This window comes from Pseudomonas persica (assembly GCF_900291015.1).
Lineage (GTDB): Bacteria > Pseudomonadota > Gammaproteobacteria > Pseudomonadales > Pseudomonadaceae > Aquipseudomonas.
Genome location: NZ_OLKL01000014.1, coordinates 1 through 18,114 on the forward strand (window position 1 = coordinate 1; position 18,114 = coordinate 18,114).

An 18,114-nucleotide genomic window follows, 5' to 3' on the forward strand; every position below is an offset into this window, starting at 1 on the left:
GCTGCGAACAGTCAGAAGCGAGTTATGACCCTCCTCCTCCCTTCAAGTCCTACCATACAAGCGGGTTTACCCGCGAAGAGGCCGGGCCTGCCTAGATCAACGCTCGATCGCCAAGGCTACGCCTTGCCCGCCACCAATGCACAGGGTCGCCAGGCCTTTCCTGGCGTCCCGCTTGATCATCTCGTGCAGCAGGGTCACCAGCACCCGGCATCCGGACGCCCCAATCGGGTGGCCGAGGGCAATCGCCCCGCCATTCACGTTGACCCGCGCGGCATCCCATTCCAGCGCCTTGCCCACGGCCAGCGCCTGCGCGGCAAAGGCTTCGTTGGCTTCGATCAGGTCCAGCTCGGCCAGTTGCCAGCCGGCCTTGTCCAGGCAGCGCCGGGTGGCCGAAACCGGGCCAATGCCCATGATCGCCGGGTCTACACCGGCACTGGCATAGGCCGCGATCCTGGCCAGCACCGGCAGGCCCAGGGCCTTGGCCTTGGCGGCGCTCATCAGCAGCACGGCGGCGGCGCCGTCATTCAGGCTAGAGGCGTTGCCGGCGGTGACGCTGCCATCTTTCTTGAACGCCGGACGCAGTTTGCCCAGGGATTCGGCGGTGGTACCCGGACGCGGCTGTTCGTCCTGCACGAAGACCTTGGGTTCGCCCTTTTTCTGCGGTAGCACGATCGGGGTGATTTCATCATCGAAGCGGCCGGCCTCTATCGCCGCCACCGCCTTGCGCTGCGACTCGGCGGCAAAGGCGTCCTGCTGCTCACGGCTGAGGCCGTATTGGTCCACCAGGTTTTCGGCGGTGATACCCATGTGGTAGTCATTGAAGGCATCCCACAGACCGTCGGTGATCATGCTGTCGATCAGCTGGCCGTGGCCCATGCGCTGGCCGGTGCGGGCCGAGGGCATTACGTAGGGGGCAAGGCTCATGTTCTCCTGGCCGCCGGCGATTACCACCTCGGCGTCCCCGCAGCGGATGGCCTGAGCGGCCAGGTGCAGCGCCTTGAGGCCGGAGCCGCAGACCTTGTTCAGGGTCAGCGCCGGTACGCTGAAAGGCAGGCCGGCCTTGATCGCAGCCTGGCGTGCCGGGTTTTGCCCGGCGCCGGCGGTAAGCACCTGGCCGAGGATGACTTCGTCGACCTCTGCCGGGGCCAGCCCGGTCTGCTCCAGCAGGCGCTTGATCACGGCGGCACCGAGGTCGACCGCAGGCACAGTGGCCAGGGCGCCCTGGAAGCTACCGATGGCGGTACGGGTTGCGGCGACGATGACCACGTCGTTCATGTTGTTGTTCTCCGTGCGATGGGCGTAGTGCCTCAAGCATCGGTGGCTTTGGCTCATTTGTTAAGTTTGTTTTTTTTTATGATTGATATGCAAAGCAAATGAATGGGCATGAAGCAACCTCCAGATCTATGCTAAAGGATGCTCTACAACACTCAACTGAATGGAGATCATGCTCATGCGCATCTTCATGGCCCTTACCCTCCTTATCGGCAGCAGCATTGCATTCGCTGCCACCGAATGCACCACAGCCGATAAAAGCACCTGGCAAGACCAGGAAAAGTTCCAGGCCCAGCTCAAGGAACAGGGTTACAAGATCAACAAGTTCAAGGTCACCAAGGGCAACTGCTACGAGATCTATGGTCTCGACAAGGAAGGCCGCAAGGTCGAGATCTACCATGACCCTGTGACCGGCAAGGCAGTCAAGTCCGAGGTCGAGGAGTGAACAGCGATGGCACGGTGCAGCTGTGGGACCCTCTCCTGCGACTGTGCCACCTGTCGATCGCCGTGGTGTTCTTTGCCAACTACTTTTTCAACGAAGAAGGCGAAGACTGGCACCAGTGGCTGGGCTACTACGCACTGGGCTGTGTGGTAGTCCGTGTGGTCTGGGGTTTTGTCGGGCCACGCAGTGCGCGCTGGGCCGACTTCTGGCCAACCCCGGCGAGCCTGGTCGGGCATGCCCGGGCGCTGCTGCGTGGGGAGCTAGACCATCACATGGGGCATTCGCCGATTGGTGCCCTGGTGATGATGCTGATGCTGACCGGCATCGCCGGCCTGGGCCTGACCGGGTGGGCGTCGCAGGAGGTGGACGCGCTGTGGGGCGTCGACTGGCCGATGGACCTGCACAGCTGGCTGGCCAACGCGCTGCTGGTGCTGGTTTGCGTGCATGTGCTGGCGGCCATCTACGAGAGCGTGCGCATGCGGGAAAACCTGCCGTGGTCGATGATCACCGGGCGCCGTCGGCATCGCGATTGACTGTTCCGGCCCCTTCGCGGGTGAACCCGCTCCTGCAGGTATTGCGCAGCCTTCAGGATTTGCGCCGTCCCTGTGGGAGCGGGTTCACCCGCGAAGGGGCCGGAACAGGCTAACCACCGTTTTGCATCCCTTTGATCACCCCGTAATATGTGTCGGATAACCTGCGGGGGTAGTCTCACCCTCTGATCAATCGGAATCGCCCATGGCGGCGTTTCCCCCGGCATAAACCTGACGAGGTACAGACATTGGCCATCATTCATCCTAAGGTCCGCGGTTTCATCTGCACCACGACTCACCCGAAGGGCTGCGAGCTCAACGTCCGTGACCAGATCGAAGCCACCCGCAAGCTGGGCGTGCGCGAGGATGGCCCGAAGAAGGTCCTGGTCATCGGTGCTTCCAGCGGCTACGGCCTGGCAGCCCGCATCACCGCGGCGTTCGGCTTCAAGGCCGACACCCTGGGCGTGTTCTTCGAAAAGCCAGGCACCGAGACCAAGGCCGGCACCGCTGGCTGGTACAACGCTGCAGCCTTCGACAAGTTTGCCAAGGCCGAGGGCCTGTACAGCAAGTCGATCAATGGTGACGCTTTCTCCGACGAAGCCCGCGCCAAGGTCATCGAGCTGATCAAGCACGAAATGGGCGGCAAGGTCGACCTGGTCATCTACTCGCTGGCCTCGCCGGTGCGCAAGCTGCCGCAGACCGGTGAACTGGTGCGTTCGGCCCTGAAACCGATCGGCCAGCCGTACAAGTCGACCGCCATCGACACCAACAAGGACACCATCATCGAGGCCAGCATCGAGCCGGCTACCGAGCAGGAAATCGCCGACACCGTCACCGTCATGGGGGGCCAGGACTGGCAGCTGTGGATCGATGCCCTGGCGGGTGCCAACGTGCTGGCCGAAGGCGCCCGTACCGTGGCCTTCAGCTACATCGGCAGCGACATCACCTGGCCAATCTACTGGCACGGTGCGCTGGGCCAGGCCAAGCAGGACCTTGACGAAACTGCCCTGCGCCTGGACCAGAAGCTGGCCGACGAAGTGAAAGGCGGCGCCAACGTGGCCGTGCTGAAGTCGGTGGTCACCCAGGCCAGTTCGGCTATTCCGGTGATGCCGCTGTACCTGTCGATGGTGTTCAAGATCATGCAGGAGAAGGGTGTTCACGAAGGCACCCAGGACCAGCTGGACCGCATGTACCGTGACCGCATGTACCGTGCCGACGGCGCGCCGGCCGAGGTCGACGAGAAGGGCCGCCTGCGCCTGGACGACTGGGAACTGCGTGATGACGTACAGGACGCCTGTAAGGCGCTGTGGCCACAGGTGACCACCGAGAACCTGTTCGAGCTGACCGACTACGCCGGTTACAAGAAGCAGTTCCTCAACCTGTTCGGCTTCGAGCGCGCTGACGTCAACTACGACGAAGACGTGGCTACCGATGTGAAGTTCGACTGCATCGAGCTGTAATCGGCTTTAGCCTGCACCGGCCTCTTCGCGGGTAAACCCGCTCCCACAGTTTCTGCACCATCCTCAAACTCGGTGCTGTACCTGTGGGAGCGGGTTTACCCGCGAAAGGGCCGCTACAGGCTGCACAATCTTTGCTAGCGTTGGCGCACGACAACAGGGAATGTGCCATGAGCAGCCTCACCCAGCCCGCCACTGCCTTTCGCCACACCGCAGCCGACGGCTACAGCCTCGGCGGCTTCCGCTGGCGCCACGCCCGACCTGACCCCCTCCGCCCGCTGGTGATCATCAACGCTGCCACCTCGGTACGCTGCCGCTACTACTCGCGTTTCGCCGACTACCTGTTCGCCCAGGGTTGCGATGTGCTGACCTACGACTACCGTGGCATCGGCGAATCCCGCCCGGCCTCGCTGCGTGGCTTCCAGGCTTCCTGGAGCGACTGGGGGCAGCTGGATTTCGAAGCCATGCTGGTGTACGCCGCAGAACATTTCCCGGGCCAGCCGATGGACGTGGTGGGGCACAGTTTTGGCGGCTGCGCAGTGGGGCTGGCACCGTCGGCGAGCAAGGTACGCCGGGTGGTGATGGTTGGCGCGCAATTCGCCTACTGGCGCGACTACGCGGCTGACCAGCGCTGGCAACTGTTCGGCAAGTGGCATGTGGTAATGCCCCTGCTCACCCGGGTGTTCGGTTATTTTCCCGGCAAGCGCCTGGGGTGGATGGAGGACACGCCATCCGGCGTGGTGCATGACTGGACCACCCGTACCCCGCGCTATGAGCAGCGACCCAGCGGGCGTGCACTGGAGGCACTACCGTTCGCCCAGGTACGGGCGGCGACGCTGGCCATCAGCCTGACCGATGACCCCTTTGGTACCGTGGCGGCGACCGAGCGTTTGCTGGGTTATCTGCAGGGCGCCGAGCGCCAGCACCTGCGCATTGCGCCTGTGGATATCTCGGTCGGGGAAATTGGCCATTTCGCGTTCTTCCATGACCGGTTTCGCGAAAGTTTGTGGCCGGTGGCCTTGCAGTGGTTGCAGCAGGGTGGGTTGGCGGGTGGGGTGCCGGGAACCATCATGGATTGATGGTGGGTTGGAAAATCTGGGGCTGCCTTGCAGCCCATCGCGACGCAAGGCCGCTTCCACAAGGGATCGCATTTCTTCTGTGGGAGCGGCCTTGTGTCGCGAAAGGGCCGCAAAGCGGCCCCGGCTATCTCAAGCCTTGCGCGCAAGCGGCAGCTCGGCAAACTTCACGCCCGCCAACCCATGCTTGATCAGCGCGCGGATATTGCCATGGTCGCTGCCCTCGGGCGTGGCCAGCACGTCCCGGTAGTGCTCGCCAAAGGCCAGCAGTGCTTCCTGGTCGCTCAGCCCTTCCAGCAGCGCCAGGCCCAGGGTCTTGCACGAACCTTCGTTCTGCCCGGCCGCATTCGCCACGCCGCCATTGTCGAAGGCCTGTGGCTGGTAGCTGTAGTTGTCGGCAATGAACGCCAGGGTGTCGGCAAACACGTGTTGGCCGCTGGCCAGGCTGGCGCGCAGAGTATTCAGGTCAGTCACGGGGTTTTCCTTTTTCGAACGCCGCTTGTTGGTCGGCGCTGGCTTCTTTCTGGTATTGGGCTTTCCATTCGGCGTAGGGCATGCCGTACACCGCTTCGCGGGCGTCATCCAGGCTCAGGTCGAGCTGGCGCTCGTCAGCCGCGGCCTTGTACCACTTGGACAGGCAGTTGCGGCAGAAGCCGGACAGGTTCATCAGGTCGATGTTCTGCACGTCGGTGCGCTTTTGCAGGTGTTCGACCAGGCGCCGGAACGCGGCGGCCTCGAGTTCGAGCTGTTGCTGTGGGGTCATGGGCTTCTCTCAGGTCATGCGGTTCTTCAGGTGGCGGCCACCGTTGATGACCACCTGGCTGCCGGTGCTGTACTGGCTGGCGAGCAGGTACTTGACCGTGTCGATCAGCGGGCCGGCGCCGGGTTCGAACTCCAGCAGGGCCTTTTTCAGGGTTTGCTGGCGGTAGGCTTCGTCACCCCCTTCCTTGAGGATCAGCAGCCCAGGCAGGATACCGTTCACATGCACCTTGGGCGCATATTTTTCGGCGAACGACAGTACCATGTTCTGCAACGCGGCCTTGGTCGCGGCATAGCCGATGTGGCTTTTGCTGCCGCGCGAAGAGGTTTCGTCGCAAATGTGGATGATGTCGGCCTTTTCCACCTTGGCCAGCAGCTCGCCCAGGGCCAGGTTGAGGTGGTAGGGCGCTTCGACGTGCAGGCGGAACATGGTCTCGAGGTTGTCGAGGCCATCGTCGAGCCACAGCGAGGCGTTGTGGATGATCGCGCGCAGGCCGTCGTAATGGTTGTGCAGGTAGTCGATCAGGGCCTGGCGGTCGGCCAGCTGGCACAGGTCGGCCTGGAACTGCACGATGTTCGGGTGGGCCGCCTGTGGCTGGATGCTGCGGCTGGCACTGACCACCGTATGGCCGGCCTGCGCCAGTTCAAGGGCCAGGGCCAGCCCGACGCGCTGGCTGGCTCCGGTAACGAGAATGGGGCTGTTCATGTTCGGGGCGGTCAACTTGTCTGTCCTTTGGTTGCCGCCCAGCATACCCGAACTGTTTACCGCGTGTACGGCCTGGCCTCAGCGGCTGCGCAGGGCGCCAGCAGTGGCCGGGGAGGCATGCAGCCAGCCGGCCAGCAGGCGGGTGGACAAGGGGATGAACAGGTAGACCATCACGGGCGTCAGGCCCAAGGTGCTGAGCAGTACGCGGGGCAGCAGGTCCAGCGTTGCCAGCCAGTGGCCGAACACCAGGTTGAACACCAGAGAAACCGGGAAGAAGGCCAGCCAGATGGCCACGGCCTGCTTCCAACGTGGCGGTTTTTGCACCATGTTGGTGCCAAACCAGTCGTCGATGCCGCTCACGCGCGCCTCTTTGGGGCGTTCGAACAGGCCGTTGCCGCGTTGCAACCAGGCCCGGCGCGAGGCGGAATGCTCCCAGGCATGCAGGGTCGGTTCGTCGCTGAAGCGGAAGATGATCTGGAACTCGTCGCTATCGCGGGGTGGTGCGAGGATGCCCGAGCCAAGGTAGCCGGGGAAGTCGGTGGCCAGCTGTTCGCCTTCATGCAACCAGGCCAGCAGGTCCTGGTAGCGGCCGTGGGCGGCGCGGCGCGACACCATCAGGGTGACGGGTGGGGTAGACATCGTGTATCTCCTGGCAACGGGGCTGGCGGGTAGCCGGCCCCTTTGGCTGTGTGGCCCGGGGTGGTGGGCAACACAGGCGTGCATGCAAGAATCGGGCGCGGATTATCGCTCATTGGCGATCTTCGGCAACCGTCAGCTGGCAAACGGTTGCGGCCCAGCGTCTGGCATTGCCGTAGTAGACTAGGTGTTCAACTTGAGCACACAGGGTACCCCGTACAGATGAATGAACAGGGACGTAAACCGGTAATCGATGCGGGCCTCGCGCAGCAGGACCTGTTTCCGATCCGTGAAGTTTCCCGCCTGACCGGCGTCAACGCCGTGACCTTGCGTGCCTGGGAGCGCCGCCATGGGCTGATCCAGCCAACCCGTACCGACAGTGGCCACCGCCTGTACTCCCAGGCCGACATCGATGACATTCGCCGCATCCTTGGCTGGCTGGAGCGTGGTGTAGCGGTGAGCAAGGTGGCCAGCATCCTCGCGCGCGACCATGCCCTTGCCGGGCAGGCAGGTTGCGCTATGGGCGCCTGGGTGCGCTGGCAGCAGCAGATTCGCCAGGCGCTGCAGCGTTTTGACGTGGCCGGCCTAGACCGTCTGTTCGACGAGGTGTTTGCCGCCAGCACCCTGGACCAGGTATTCAGCGAAGTGTTCATGCCGGTATGGCATGACCTGGCGGTCGGGCAGGGCGGCTACGGGCAGGCCAGCGAGTGGCTGTTCCTCGATCAGTTTCTGCGTGGCCGGGTGTTCGCCCGCTTGCAACTTGCCCATGCACCGCGCAGCCGCAGGGTGCTGCTGGCGCCGTTGCCAGGGCAGTGCCACGAGCTGGAATTGCTGGTGACCAGCCTGATCCTGGGCAGCGATGAAGTCGGCGTGACGCCACTGGCAAGCGGGCAGCCGCTGGCGGAACTGGCACTGGTCTGCGAGCGCCTGAAGCCGGATGCCTTGGTGCTGTTTTCCCACCAGTCGCCCACGATGGAACTCACCCGGCGCCTGACGCGCCTGGTGGCAGGGCTGGAATGCCCGTTGTTACTGGCCGGTGAAGCGGCGGAACTGGCGCAGGACAGCCTGGCTGGCAGCCCGATCGTCTGCATGGGCGCGCAGGGTGGCGTGATGCGCCAGCGTTTGCGGCAGTTTCTGGCCGGTCAGCTCGATACCTGAGTGTGTAGCTCGGGGTGGGCCCGGCGATGGGCCTGGAGGATGTAGTCGCGCAGGCGTTCGATCTCTTCGGCCGGGCTTTGGCTGAGGTCGTAGGCGGCCAGGTCCGTGCCGATACGCCGGCCTAGCACGCCATGCAGTTCGATGGGGTTGATACCGCCAGGGGCGAAGCGCAGTTCGAAGCTGGCTGGCGCTGCTGGCAGGCCACGGACTTCCAGCAATGTACCCTTGAACGAAATATCGCGAACCCACAGGCCGCTTTCCTGCCCATGGGCATCGAGCAGTGCGCTCGGCTGGTCCATCGACAGGCGCCAGGGGCGCAGCATGGGGCCGTCTTCATAGATTTCCGGTGAGCCCAGTTGCAGGTGCAGGGCATGGAACTCGTCTTCCACCAGTTGCAGCGGGAAGCTGATCTGCTGGTTGTTGAACTGGGCCTGCAAGGTTACCTGCTCGTTGGCCACCAAGCGGGTGAGCAAGCTCTGGATGCGGCGGTCGCCATTGACCAGCAGGCTCGACATGGGGTCGGCCAGGTTCAACTGCGGCGAATGCTGCATGTTCTGTATGAAGTCCAGCTCGTCCTGGGTCAGGATCGCTTCTGCTTGCATGATCGAACTCGGTGGTGGCGATTTCTTCAACAGGATTGACCGCGCGTGGCGTACTTGGTTCAGGTGCGTTCGTCGGGTTTCGGACGAACGCGCAGTTGGGCCAATTCCCGCTCCAGTTCGACCTGCCGAGTAACGTCTTTCTGGATACCGATGAAGTAGGTGCGCTGTTCGGCGTCGTGCCTTACCGGGGTGATTGACAGCTCGTTCCAGAAAGCGCTGCCATCCTTGCGGTAGTTGCGCAGCACTTCGCGGCACGGGCGGCCTTCGGCCAGGGCCTTGCGGATGCGGGCGCGGCCAAGCTGGTCACGGTCGTCGGCCTGCAGGAAGCGGCAATCCTGGTAGAGGATTTCGTCACGGCTGTAGCCGGTCAGGCGTTCGAAGGCGGCGTTCACGTAGATGAGGATGGTGTCGTCGCCTTCCTGTTCGGCGACCACGATCCCGTCATTGGACGCATCGACCATGGATTGCAGTAGTTGCGCGTTGATCATGTTCGGGCCCTTGGGCAAAGAAGGGTGCGAAGAACGGCTGAAGATGGCTACTTTGGTAGAGGCGGCCTTTTGCCAGCGCTGGATGCTAGTATCCTACGTTTTCACTCAGTTTCGGAATCCTCTACCCGATGAAAGTCGCCATTATTTGCGGATCGGTCTACGGCACCGCCGAAGAAGTCGCCCGTCACGCTGAAACGCTGCTCAAGGCTGCGGGCCTGGAGGCCTGGCATGCGCCGCGCGCCACCTTGCAGGACCTTGAAGGTTTCGCCCCCGACGCCTTGCTGGCCGTGACCTCGACCACGGGCATGGGCGAACTGCCGGACAACCTCATGCCGTTGTACAGCAGCATTCGTGACACCCTGCCTGCGGCCTGGCGTGGCCTGCCGGGTGCCGTGATTGCGCTGGGTGACAGCAGTTACGGCGATACCTACTGCGGTGGTGGCGAGCAGATGCGCGAACTGTTTGCCGAACTTGGCGTGCGGGAAGTGCAACCGATGTTGCGCCTGGATGCCAGCGAGACGGTGACTCCGGAGGCGGATGCAGAGCCTTGGTTGGCTGAGTTGGTGAGTACACTTAAAGCCTGACGGGTATTTTTCGCCTGTACCGGCCTCTTCGCCGGCAAGCCAGCGCTCATAGAACTGCACATAACTCGTTGAATTAGCAGGGCCCCTGTGGGAGCGGCTTTAGCCGCGAACACCGGCGCAGCNCAGGATGCACGGACCGCTTGCGAATTCAGTTCTCTATGCGACAGCGCAGCCCAAAGGGCTGGGCCATCTCCCACAGGTACTGCACAGATTTCAGAGGCTGTGGTGTTCCTGTGGAAGCGGGTTTACCCGCGAAGAGGCCAGCAAGGGCAACTCATTCCTTGCTGTCGAGCACCGGCCACTCGTTCACCAACGCCAACCACGCCTGCGCCGCCCGTGACAGGTACGCCCCGCGCCGCCAGATGAACGCGATATCCCAACGCAAATCCCCCGGCGAGCGCAGCGGCAGGCGCACCACACCAGGGCGCTCCAGTGCTTTCGCCACCACACGGGGCAGCAGCACCACGCCCTGGCCCGCCGCAGCCAGCGCCGCGAGGAAGTCCGCCTGGCCACTGCGCCCGCCTTCCTGGGGAGTAAAGCCCTGCTGCTGACACGCCTTCAGCAGCCGGTCATTTAGCACGAAACTGCGCTGGTAAAGCAGGAACGGGGTATCGGCCAGTTGCTGCAGGTCCACCCCGTTTTTGCCCGCCAGCGCGTGGCCAACCGGCAGCAGGACGTCCATCGGTTCGTTGCAGAAGGGCTGGTAGTCGAACGCCTCGTCACTGGGCGTCAGGCTGCCACCCAGTTCCAGTTCGCCGCTCCTGACCGCCTGCTCGATGTTGCGGCTGCCGCCTTCGAGCAACTGGACCGCGATGTTCGGGTGACGCCGCCGATACTCGGCGAACAACCCGGCGAACAACGCGTCGCTGCCCAGCATCGGCAAGCCTAGGCGCAGTTCGCCGCGGCCCATCTGGCTGAGGTCGTCCAGTTCGCTGAGCAGTGCCTGACGTTGGCGCAGCAAGGCTTCGCCGCGCTCCAGCACAATGCGCCCGGCAGCAGTCAGGTGCAGCCGCGAGGCCTGGCGCTCCAGTAGCGGCTGGCCCATATCTTGCTCCAGCTGGGCCACCTGTTTGCTCACCGCCGACTGGCTGATGTGCAGGGTCTGCGCCGCTTGGGTAAAACCGCCGCGGTGGACCACTTCGATAAAGCTGCGCAGCTGTTTGAATTCCATGATCGCAATTCCATTCTGGAATGGTGTTCAGTCTAACAATTCGCTTCTGGCCTAGGCAGCCGAATCTTAAAATGAGGGCCTGTCGAGGACCACCCCATGAAACCCGCGTTACTGAAAAAAGCCCTGCGCCTGCTCGTCGAGGTGGCGATCCTCTGTGGCCTGTTCCTGCTCGGCGGCCAGCTTGCCACCTGGCTGGGCTGGCCGATTCCCGGCGGCGTGATGGGCCTGGCATTGCTGCTGTTGCTGTTCGCCTCGGGTGTGCTCAAGCCGGCCATGCTGCAACTGGGCGCCGGCTGGCTGATGGCGGAGATGCTGCTGTTCTTCATCCCGGCGCTGATGAGCCTGCTCGATTATGGCGCCCTGATCCGTGACGAGGGCTGGCGCATCCTGCTGGTGATCGCCGTGAGCACCCTGATGGTAATGGTGGTGACCGCGTTGACCGTGGAACTGGTGTGTCGCTGGAGGTTGCGCCATGAGCCTTGAACCCATGCCGCTGTTCTGGCTGGCCCTGACCTTGCTGGCCTACCTGGGCAGCCGCTGGTTGTACCGGCGCAGCGGGCGCTACCTGCTGTCGCCGCTGATCCTGGTGCCGGTCCTGTTGCTGGCGGTGGCCGTGCCGCTGCACACCGCCTATGCCGAGTACGCTCGCAACACCCACTGGCTGATGAGTGTGCTTGGCCCGGTGACCGTGGCATTCGCGGTGCCGATCTGGCAGCAACGGGCCATGCTGGCGCGCCACTGGCCGGCGCTGATGGTGGGCATGGTCGCCGGCAGCAGCGCTTCGATCGCCAGTTCCTGGGGGTTGGCTCATATGTTGGCGCTGGACAGCGCGACCAGCCTGTCGTTGGTGCCGCGTTCGATCACCACGCCCTTCGCCATGCCATTGGCCCATGACCTGGGTGGCGTACCGGAGCTGACGGCGGTGTTCGTGATATTCACCGGCGTGCTGGGCGCCATGTTCGGTGGCGTGCTGCTGCGCTGGTTGCCGTTGCGCACGCCGCTGGCGCGGGGCGCGCTGTTCGGTGTCGGCGCCCATGGCGCCGGGGTCAGCCGGGCACAGGAGGTGGGCCGCGAGGAAGGCTCGGTGGCCGGCCTGGTCATGGTCCTGACCGGGCTGCTGAACCTGTTCGCGGCACCGCTGCTGGCCATGCTGCTCTGACCGTTCGTGCCCCTGACTCGCCAAGTCATCAAGCTGGCTGGCAACGCAAGTTCCAGCCCATGGGCTGCTGGCTAGACTCAGCCTCGACATAGAGAGCACATGTAAGTGCCGAGGTGACATGCAATGACCGCAGCCTTGCTCTATTCCATCAACAATTCTTCACCGGGACCGTTCTGATGCCTATGGCTGAAATTCCATTGTGCGTCTGGCGTACCCGGGGACAGAGTTTCACCTTCCGGGCCCAGAGCATCCGCTACTGGACCGCAGGGCAAGGAGAGCCCCTGCTTCTGTTGCACGGTTTCCCCACCGCCAGCTGGGATTGGCACTACCTGTGGGGGCCCTTGACCCAGCGTTTCCGGGTGATCGCCTGCGACATGCTCGGCTTTGGCGATTCGGCCAAACCGGTCGATCACGTCTACAGCCTGATGGAGCAGACCGACCTGCAGCAGGCTTTGCTTGCCGAGCTGAAGGTTGACCAGCCGGTGCATCTGCTGGCCCACGATTACGGTGGCAGTGTGGCCCAGGAACTGCTGGCGCGACATCATGAACAGCGCGTCAACATTGCCAGCTGCGTATTCCTCAACAGCGGGCTGTTCCCCGAAAGCTGCCGCATGCTGCTGATCCAGAAGCTGCTGCTCAGCCGCTTGGGCTGGCTGGTAGGGCGCTCGTTCGGGCGCGATGACCTGGTGCGCAACTTGACCCAGGTCTACGGCCCTTGCACCCACCCCAGTGAAAGCGCGCTGGATGATTTCTGGAGCCTGATCGCCGCCAACCGTGGCACCCGCATCCTGCACAAGCTGGCAGGTTACATGCCGGAGCGCAGGTTGCACCGCGACCGCTGGGTTGGTGCGATGCAGCACGAAGGCGTGCCGCTGCGCTTGATCAATGGCGTGGTCGACCCGCTGTCCGGCGCGCACATGGTGGAGCGCTACCGGCAACTGGTGCCGAAACCGGACACCGTGCAGTTGCAGGGCATCGGCCATTACCCGCATACCGAAGCACCGGTGCAGGTGCTGCGCCATTACCTGGCCTTTCGTGAACAACCGCTGAGCTGTCTTCCGCAGAAAGTGGCGTGGTCCTGAGGTCGGTGCGGTTGGTGTAGGAGCTGGCTTGCCGGCGATGGGCCGCACAGCGGCCCCATAACCATCGTGCGGCGTTATTGCCAGGCATTCAGCCGGCGTGAGCTTGATTGTCCACCCGCCGCTGGCGGCGGACACTCGGCTGACCTGAAACTGCCTGGAGCCATGAGCATGAGCGAGCCTGTCCGTCTGCAAGATCGCGTGGTGATCGTCACCGGAGCCGGCGGCGGCCTGGGCCGTGCCCATGCGCTGCTGTTCGCTGCGCGTGGTGCCCGGGTGGTGGTCAATGACCTCGGCGGCTCCACCCACGGTGAAGGTGCCAGCGCCTCCGCCGCCGACCGGGTGGTAGAGGAGATCCGCGCCGCTGGTGGCAGTGCCATTGCCAACCATGACTCGGTCAGCCACGGCGCGCGTATTGTCGAGCAGGCCCTGGACAGCTTCGGCCGGGTCGATGTGCTGGTGAACAACGCCGGCATCCTGCGTGACAAGACCTTCCACAAGATGGACGACAGCGACTGGGAGCAGGTGTATCAGGTGCATGTCGAGGGGGCCTACAAGGTCACCCGCGCGGCCTGGCCGCACCTGCGTGAGCAGAACTGGGGGCGGGTGATCTTCACCGCGTCCACGTCCGGCATCTACGGCAACTTCGGCCAGGCCAACTACGGCATGGCCAAGCTGGGCCTGTATGGGCTGACTCGTACCTTGGCGATCGAAGGGCGCAGGCACGGCATCCTGGTCAACGCCATCGCCCCCACGGGGGGCACCCGCATGACCGAAGGGCTGATCCCGCCCCAGGTGTTCGAGCGACTCAAGCCTGAACTGGTCAGCCCGCTGGTGGTGTACCTGGGCAGCGAACAGTGTCAGGGCAGTGGTGAGTTGTTCGAAGTGGGCGGCGGCTGGGTGGGCAAGGTGCGTTGGGCGCGTAGCCTGGGGGTAGGCTTCGATCCGCGCGAAGGCTTTACTCCGGAGCAGGTGGCGGAGAACTGGGCACGGATTGGCGACTTCGACGGGGCAGTGCACCCGCAGGACAGTTTGCAGGCGTTGCAGCAGATGATGGCGAACCTGCAGAAGTATCCGCTGGGCTGAAACTTGTATGCCTGTGCCGGCCTCTTCGCGGGTAAACCCGCTCCCACAGGTACACCACAAGCCTCTGGGGTAGTGATATCCCTGTGGGAGCGGGTTTACCCGCGAAGAGGCCAGCACGGGCGAAGAATTTTTCAGGGCAAATAAAAAAGGCCGCTGCAAGTCGCAGCGGCCAATCGAGACGTCAGATCAAGGAGCTTCAAAATCTACGTCGGTGAACCTCGCAGGCCTGAAGGGCGGGGGGGAGAGCCCTTCAGGCCGGCCAGTGAGTCAAGCATAAGCGCCTGATCCAGTGGGAAAAATAGCCGCTTATGACATTCACCTTTACGCATCGGGCAATAGTGTCGCAGGCGCTTAGCCAGCGGGCGAATAGCCCATGCGCCAGCTGGTTTCCCGCGCTGCCGCCAGCAACCGTTGCGCCGCCGGGCCATGCTCGTCGGCATGGAAGATCGACGTAGGCCCGACCACGGTCATCACTGCGACGATCTGCCCCATGGCATTGAACACCGGGGCCGACAGCGCATCCACGCCCGGCATCAACAGCCCGTGCACATGGTGCAGGCCACGTTCACGAATGCCCGCCAGTACCGCCTGGTAGTCAGCGGCGCTATGCTGCAGGGCGGCCAGTTCCCGGTCACGCAACTCCACGGTCTCGCGCTCGGGCAGGTAGGCGGCGAACACCAGCCCGGTGGACGATGTGAGCAGCGGCAGTACCGAGCCGATCTGCGTTACCACGGTGACCGCACGCACTGCCGGCTCGATGCTGACCACTGTCGCGCCCTGGTTGCCCCATACGGCAACGAAGCAGCTCTCGTTCAGTTCATCGCGCAGTTGCGACAATGGCAGTGCGGCAATCTTCAGCACATCGATGCTGCCCAGCGCCGCCAGTCCTACCCGCAGTGCCTCGCGGCCCAGGCCGTAATGGTTGGTGGCCGCATCCTGCTCGGCAAAACCGCTGGCGATCAATGCCTGCAGGTAGCGGTGTACCTTGCTCGCCGGCATCTGCACATGTTCCGCCAGGCGTGACAGGGAGGTGGACGGGGAGAGCTCGGCAAGGGCTTTGAGGATGTCGGTGCCGACCTCCGCCGAGCGGACTTTCTGCTTGCCGTTGTCGGCGGGGGAGCTGGCTTTGGCCATGGACATCTTCTTCCGGATTCTTCGAGTCGCGCCTTTATAGCTTGACGCATTGTCCGTAGCAAATTACGTTATTCGTAATTTGATTACGATAAAAACAATGCAGAAGCGCTGCCACCCCGCTCCGGGCCAGCAGCCAGCTGCCAGCAACGGCTCGGCCAGAGCCCGGAGGCATCGATGAATCGCGATACGTCACCCGACCTTCACTACCTCAGCGGCTTCGGCAACGAGTTTGCCAGCGAAGCGCTGCCAGGGGCCTTGCCGGTCGGGCAGAACTCGCCGCAGAAGGCGCCCTATGGGCTGTATGCCGAATTGCTCTCGGGCACGGCGTTCACCATGACCCGCAGCGAGCTGCGCCGCACCTGGCTGTACCGTATTCGCCCGTCTGCCTTGCACCCGCGTTTCGAGCGCCTGGCGCGCCAGCCGCTGAGCGGCCCGTTGGGGGCCATCACCCCCAACCGCCTGCGCTGGAATCCCCAGCCGATCCCCGCCGAGCCGACCGATTTCATCGAAGGCTGGCTGCCTATGGTGGCCAACGCCGCTGGGGAAAAACCGGCCGGCGTGAGCATCTACATCTACCGCGCCAACCGTTCCATGGAGCGGGTGTTCTTCAACGCCGACGGTGAACTGCTGCTGGTGCCGGAACAAGGCCGCCTGCGTATCGCCACCGAGCTAGGAGTGATGGAAGTCGAGCCGCTGGAGATCGCGGTGATCCCGCGTGGCATGAAGTTCCGCGTCGAACTGCTCGACGGCCAGGCCCGCGGCTACATCGCCGAAAACCACGGTGCGCCGCTGCGCATCCCGGACCTTGGCCCGATCGGCAGCAACGGCCTGGCCAACCCGCGCGACTTCCTCACCCCGGTGGCGCACTACGAAGAGGCCGATGGCCCGGTGCAGCTGGTGCAGAAGTTCCTTGGCGAACACTGGGCCTGCGAACTGCAGCACTCGCCACTGGACGTGGTCGCCTGGCACGGCAGCAACGTGCCGTACAAGTATGACCTGCGCCGCTTCAACACCATCGGCACGGTCAGCTTCGACCACCCGGACCCATCGATCTTCACTGTGCTGACCTCGCCGACCAGTGTGCACGGCCTGGCCAACATGGACTTCGTGATCTTCCCGCCACGCTGGATGGTGGCCGAAAACACCTTCCGTCCGCCATGGTTCCACCGCAACCTGATGAACGAGTTCATGGGCCTGATCAACGGTGCCTACGACGCCAAGGCCGAGGGCTTCGTGCCGGGCGGTGCCTCGCTGCACGGCGTGATGAGCGCCCATGGCCCCGACGCCGAAACCTGCGAAAAGGCGATTGCCGCCGACCTGGCGCCGCACAAGATCGACAACACCATGGCCTTCATGTTCGAGACCAGCCAGGTGCTGCGCCCGAGCCTGCAAGCCCTTGAATGCCCGCAGTTGCAGGCCGACTACGATAGTTGCTGGGCCACCTTGCCGAGCACCTTCAACCCGAACCGGAGATAACCCATGAACCAGACCGCCATTGCCCGTAGCTGGGTCGAGCACGCCAACGGGCACAGCGACTTCCCGCTGCAGAACCTGCCGTTGGGCATCTTCAGCCGGCCGGGTGAAGCCAGGCGCTGTGGCGTGGCCATCGGCGACGCGATCCTTGACCTGGAGGCGGTGCTGGCCGCCGGCTTGTTCGACGGTGCCGCCAAGGCCGCCGTCGAAGCCACCCGTGGTGGGGCTTTGAACGCATTCTTCGCCCTCGGCCGCGGAGCCCGCGTTGCCCTGCGCGAGCGCCTGTTGGTGCTGCTGGGCGAGCACAGCGAACACCAGGCGGCGCTGCAGGCCGCACTGTATCCAGCCAGCGCTTGCCAGCTGCATGTTCCGGCGCGGATCGGTGACTACACCGACTTCTACGTGGGCATCGAGCACGCCAAGAACGTGGGCAAGCTGTTCCGCCCCGACAACCCGCTGCTGCCCAACTACAAGTATGTGCCGATCGGTTATCACGGCCGCGCCTCGACCATCCGCCCGTCCGGCACCGATGTGCGCCGGCCCAAGGGCCAGACCCTGCCGGCCGGGCACACCGAGCCAAGCTTCGGCCCTTGCGCACGCCTGGACTATGAACTGGAGCTGGGCATCTGGATCGGTCAGGGCAATGACATGGGCCAGGCGATCCCGGTTGGCGATGCCGCCGAGCACGTGGCCGGCCTGTGCCTGCTCAACGACTGGTCGGCGCGCGATATCCAGGCCTGGGAATACCAGCCGCTGGGCCCGTTCCTGTCCAAGAGCTTCATCACCACCGTCTCGCCCTGGGTGGTCACCGCCGAAGCGCTGGAGCCGTTCCGCTGTGCCCAGCCGGCACGCCCGGAAGGCGACCCGCAGCCACTATCGTACCTGCTGGACAAGCGCGATCAGGCCGCCGGTGCATTCGATATCGAGCTCGAGGTGCTGCTGCTGACCGAGCGCATGCGCGAGCAGGGCCTTGCCCCGCATCGCCTGACACTGAGCAACACCCGCAGCATGTACTGGACCGTGGCGCAGTTGGTCGCGCACCACAGCGTCAACGGCTGCCAGCTGCAACCGGGCGACCTGTTCGGCTCCGGCACGCTGTCGGGCGCCACGCCAGGGTCGTTCGGCAGCCTGCTGGAGATCACCGAAGGCGGCAAGCACCCGGTGGAACTGGCCAGCGGCGAGGTGCGCAAGTTCCTCGAAGACGGTGACGAGATTATCCTGCGTGCCCGCTGCGCGCGTGACGGTGTGGCCAGCATCGGCTTCGGCGAATGCCGTGGCACGGTCATCCCAGCCAACTGAGGA

The 18,114-nt window shown here is 64.1% G+C and carries 21 protein-coding genes; 12 read left to right on the forward strand and 9 right to left on the reverse strand.

Going from position 1 to position 18,114, the window contains the following annotated elements:
* Positions 1–96: 96 nt before the first annotated feature.
* Positions 97–1,275 (reverse strand): acetyl-CoA C-acetyltransferase, encoded by a 1,179-nt coding sequence (locus tag FQ664_RS06665; protein WP_144171013.1) that lies wholly within the window; start codon positions 1,273–1,275, stop codon positions 97–99.
* A 175-nt stretch (positions 1,276–1,450) separates the two neighbouring features.
* Here FQ664_RS06665 and FQ664_RS06670 point away from each other — a divergent pair, with 175 nt between their 5' ends.
* The 4 genes from FQ664_RS06670 (at position 1,451) to FQ664_RS06690 (ending at position 4,780) form a co-directional block, all read left to right on the forward strand.
* Positions 1,451–1,717 (forward strand): PepSY domain-containing protein, encoded by a 267-nt coding sequence (locus FQ664_RS06670; protein WP_144171328.1) that lies wholly within the window; start codon positions 1,451–1,453, stop codon positions 1,715–1,717.
* Positions 1,714–2,247 (forward strand): cytochrome b/b6 domain-containing protein, encoded by a 534-nt coding sequence (locus FQ664_RS06675; protein WP_144171015.1) that lies wholly within the window; start codon positions 1,714–1,716, stop codon positions 2,245–2,247. The genes FQ664_RS06670 and FQ664_RS06675 overlap by 4 nt, the downstream gene beginning before the upstream one ends.
* 245 nt (positions 2,248–2,492) lie before the next feature.
* Complete coding sequence (gene fabV / locus FQ664_RS06680; protein WP_144171017.1) at positions 2,493–3,704, forward strand: enoyl-ACP reductase FabV; 1,212 nt, start codon at positions 2,493–2,495, stop codon at positions 3,702–3,704.
* A 167-nt stretch (positions 3,705–3,871) separates the two neighbouring features.
* Complete coding sequence (locus FQ664_RS06690) at positions 3,872–4,780, forward strand: alpha/beta hydrolase family protein (protein WP_144171019.1); 909 nt, start codon at positions 3,872–3,874, stop codon at positions 4,778–4,780.
* Between the two features lie 129 nt (positions 4,781–4,909).
* On the opposite strand, the gene FQ664_RS06695 is transcribed toward FQ664_RS06690, so the two are convergent.
* The 4 genes from FQ664_RS06695 to FQ664_RS06710 are packed head-to-tail and all read right to left on the reverse strand — an operon-like array spanning position 4,910 to position 6,881.
* Complete coding sequence (locus FQ664_RS06695) at positions 4,910–5,251, reverse strand: HopJ type III effector protein (RefSeq protein WP_178090955.1); 342 nt, start codon at positions 5,249–5,251, stop codon at positions 4,910–4,912.
* Complete coding sequence (locus FQ664_RS06700) at positions 5,244–5,540, reverse strand: DUF1244 domain-containing protein (protein ID WP_003260708.1); 297 nt, start codon at positions 5,538–5,540, stop codon at positions 5,244–5,246. Before FQ664_RS06700 ends, FQ664_RS06695 begins: the two co-directional genes overlap by 8 nt.
* A 9-nt stretch (positions 5,541–5,549) precedes the next feature.
* Positions 5,550–6,287 carry a dihydromonapterin reductase gene (gene folM / locus FQ664_RS06705; RefSeq protein ID WP_144171025.1) on the reverse strand — a complete coding sequence of 246 codons (738 nt, stop codon included), beginning with the start codon at positions 6,285–6,287 and terminating at the stop codon, positions 5,550–5,552.
* A 33-nt stretch (positions 6,288–6,320) separates the two neighbouring features.
* Entirely contained in the window at positions 6,321–6,881 is a 561-nt protein-coding gene (locus FQ664_RS06710) for a putative antibiotic biosynthesis monooxygenase (RefSeq protein ID WP_144171027.1), read from the reverse strand.
* Positions 6,882–7,100: 219 nt separating this feature from the next.
* Here FQ664_RS06710 and FQ664_RS06715 point away from each other — a divergent pair, with 219 nt between their 5' ends.
* Positions 7,101–8,036: a MerR family transcriptional regulator gene (locus FQ664_RS06715; RefSeq protein ID WP_144171029.1), complete on the forward strand. Its 936-nt coding sequence runs from the start codon at positions 7,101–7,103 to the stop codon at positions 8,034–8,036.
* On the opposite strand, the gene FQ664_RS06720 is transcribed toward FQ664_RS06715, so the two are convergent.
* Both FQ664_RS06720 and FQ664_RS06725 read right to left on the reverse strand, forming a co-directional pair.
* Positions 8,021–8,638: a hypothetical protein gene (locus tag FQ664_RS06720; RefSeq protein WP_144171031.1), complete on the reverse strand. Its 618-nt coding sequence runs from the start codon at positions 8,636–8,638 to the stop codon at positions 8,021–8,023. The genes FQ664_RS06715 and FQ664_RS06720 overlap by 16 nt on opposite strands.
* Positions 8,639–8,697: 59 nt before the next feature.
* Positions 8,698–9,126 (reverse strand): PAS domain S-box protein, encoded by a 429-nt coding sequence (locus FQ664_RS06725; RefSeq protein ID WP_054572763.1) that lies wholly within the window; start codon positions 9,124–9,126, stop codon positions 8,698–8,700.
* Between the two features lie 128 nt (positions 9,127–9,254).
* Between FQ664_RS06725 and FQ664_RS06730 the strand changes: the two genes are divergently transcribed.
* Positions 9,255–9,710, forward strand: a complete 456-nt coding sequence (locus FQ664_RS06730; protein WP_144171033.1) for a flavodoxin — start codon at positions 9,255–9,257, stop codon at positions 9,708–9,710.
* Between the two features lie 274 nt (positions 9,711–9,984).
* Here FQ664_RS06730 and FQ664_RS06735 read toward each other — a convergent pair whose 3' ends face one another.
* Positions 9,985–10,881 (reverse strand): LysR family transcriptional regulator, encoded by an 897-nt coding sequence (locus FQ664_RS06735; RefSeq protein ID WP_144171035.1) that lies wholly within the window; start codon positions 10,879–10,881, stop codon positions 9,985–9,987.
* 96 nt (positions 10,882–10,977) lie between these two features.
* Here FQ664_RS06735 and FQ664_RS06740 point away from each other — a divergent pair, with 96 nt between their 5' ends.
* The 4 genes from FQ664_RS06740 (at position 10,978) to FQ664_RS06755 (ending at position 14,205) form a co-directional block, all read left to right on the forward strand.
* Positions 10,978–11,364, forward strand: a complete 387-nt coding sequence (locus FQ664_RS06740; protein WP_144171037.1) for a CidA/LrgA family protein — start codon at positions 10,978–10,980, stop codon at positions 11,362–11,364.
* Positions 11,354–12,040, forward strand: a complete 687-nt coding sequence (locus FQ664_RS06745) for an LrgB family protein (protein ID WP_144171039.1) — start codon at positions 11,354–11,356, stop codon at positions 12,038–12,040. Before FQ664_RS06740 ends, FQ664_RS06745 begins: the two co-directional genes overlap by 11 nt.
* 176 nt (positions 12,041–12,216) lie before the next feature.
* Positions 12,217–13,122, forward strand: coding sequence for an alpha/beta fold hydrolase (locus FQ664_RS06750; RefSeq protein WP_144171041.1), 906 nt, complete (start codon positions 12,217–12,219; stop codon positions 13,120–13,122).
* 168 nt (positions 13,123–13,290) lie between these two features.
* On the forward strand, positions 13,291–14,205 hold the full coding sequence (locus FQ664_RS06755) for an SDR family oxidoreductase (protein ID WP_144171043.1): 915 nt from the start codon (positions 13,291–13,293) through the stop codon (positions 14,203–14,205).
* 351 nt (positions 14,206–14,556) lie between these two features.
* On the opposite strand, the gene FQ664_RS06765 is transcribed toward FQ664_RS06755, so the two are convergent.
* Positions 14,557–15,339 carry an IclR family transcriptional regulator gene (locus FQ664_RS06765; protein WP_144171045.1) on the reverse strand — a complete coding sequence of 261 codons (783 nt, stop codon included), beginning with the start codon at positions 15,337–15,339 and terminating at the stop codon, positions 14,557–14,559.
* A 174-nt stretch (positions 15,340–15,513) separates the two neighbouring features.
* Here FQ664_RS06765 and hmgA point away from each other — a divergent pair, with 174 nt between their 5' ends.
* Together hmgA and fahA are read left to right on the forward strand one after the other, a co-directional pair.
* Positions 15,514–16,815 carry a homogentisate 1,2-dioxygenase gene (gene hmgA / locus FQ664_RS06770; RefSeq protein ID WP_144171047.1) on the forward strand — a complete coding sequence of 434 codons (1,302 nt, stop codon included), beginning with the start codon at positions 15,514–15,516 and terminating at the stop codon, positions 16,813–16,815.
* Between the two features lie 3 nt (positions 16,816–16,818).
* Positions 16,819–18,111: a fumarylacetoacetase gene (gene fahA / locus FQ664_RS06775; protein ID WP_144171049.1), complete on the forward strand. Its 1,293-nt coding sequence runs from the start codon at positions 16,819–16,821 to the stop codon at positions 18,109–18,111.
* Positions 18,112–18,114 lie beyond the last annotated feature (3 nt).

Bases quoted from the DNA above. Each gene is read 5' to 3' on its own strand.
- folM (WP_144171025.1), bottom strand. From the start codon at position 6,287: ATGCTGGGCGGCAACCAAAGGACAGACAAGTTGACCGCCCCGAACATG.
- hmgA (WP_144171047.1), top strand. From the start codon at position 15,514: ATGAATCGCGATACGTCACCCGACCTTCACTACCTCAGCGGCTTCGGC.
- FQ664_RS06745 (WP_144171039.1), top strand. From the start codon at position 11,354: ATGAGCCTTGAACCCATGCCGCTGTTCTGGCTGGCCCTGACCTTGCTG.
- FQ664_RS06735 (WP_144171035.1), bottom strand. From the start codon at position 10,881: ATGGAATTCAAACAGCTGCGCAGCTTTATCGAAGTGGTCCACCGCGGC.
- FQ664_RS06715 (WP_144171029.1), top strand. From the start codon at position 7,101: ATGAATGAACAGGGACGTAAACCGGTAATCGATGCGGGCCTCGCGCAG.
- FQ664_RS06750 (WP_144171041.1), top strand. From the start codon at position 12,217: ATGCCTATGGCTGAAATTCCATTGTGCGTCTGGCGTACCCGGGGACAG.
- FQ664_RS06730 (WP_144171033.1), top strand. From the start codon at position 9,255: ATGAAAGTCGCCATTATTTGCGGATCGGTCTACGGCACCGCCGAAGAA.
- FQ664_RS06710 (WP_144171027.1), bottom strand. From the start codon at position 6,881: ATGTCTACCCCACCCGTCACCCTGATGGTGTCGCGCCGCGCCGCCCAC.
- FQ664_RS06700 (WP_003260708.1), bottom strand. From the start codon at position 5,540: ATGACCCCACAGCAACAGCTCGAACTCGAGGCCGCCGCGTTCCGGCGC.
- FQ664_RS06725 (WP_054572763.1), bottom strand. From the start codon at position 9,126: ATGATCAACGCGCAACTACTGCAATCCATGGTCGATGCGTCCAATGAC.
- FQ664_RS06740 (WP_144171037.1), top strand. From the start codon at position 10,978: ATGAAACCCGCGTTACTGAAAAAAGCCCTGCGCCTGCTCGTCGAGGTG.
- FQ664_RS06720 (WP_144171031.1), bottom strand. From the start codon at position 8,638: ATGCAAGCAGAAGCGATCCTGACCCAGGACGAGCTGGACTTCATACAG.
- fahA (WP_144171049.1), top strand. From the start codon at position 16,819: ATGAACCAGACCGCCATTGCCCGTAGCTGGGTCGAGCACGCCAACGGG.
- FQ664_RS06690 (WP_144171019.1), top strand. From the start codon at position 3,872: ATGAGCAGCCTCACCCAGCCCGCCACTGCCTTTCGCCACACCGCAGCC.
- FQ664_RS06670 (WP_144171328.1), top strand. From the start codon at position 1,451: ATGCGCATCTTCATGGCCCTTACCCTCCTTATCGGCAGCAGCATTGCA.
- FQ664_RS06755 (WP_144171043.1), top strand. From the start codon at position 13,291: ATGAGCGAGCCTGTCCGTCTGCAAGATCGCGTGGTGATCGTCACCGGA.
- FQ664_RS06765 (WP_144171045.1), bottom strand. From the start codon at position 15,339: ATGGCCAAAGCCAGCTCCCCCGCCGACAACGGCAAGCAGAAAGTCCGC.
- FQ664_RS06665 (WP_144171013.1), bottom strand. From the start codon at position 1,275: ATGAACGACGTGGTCATCGTCGCCGCAACCCGTACCGCCATCGGTAGC.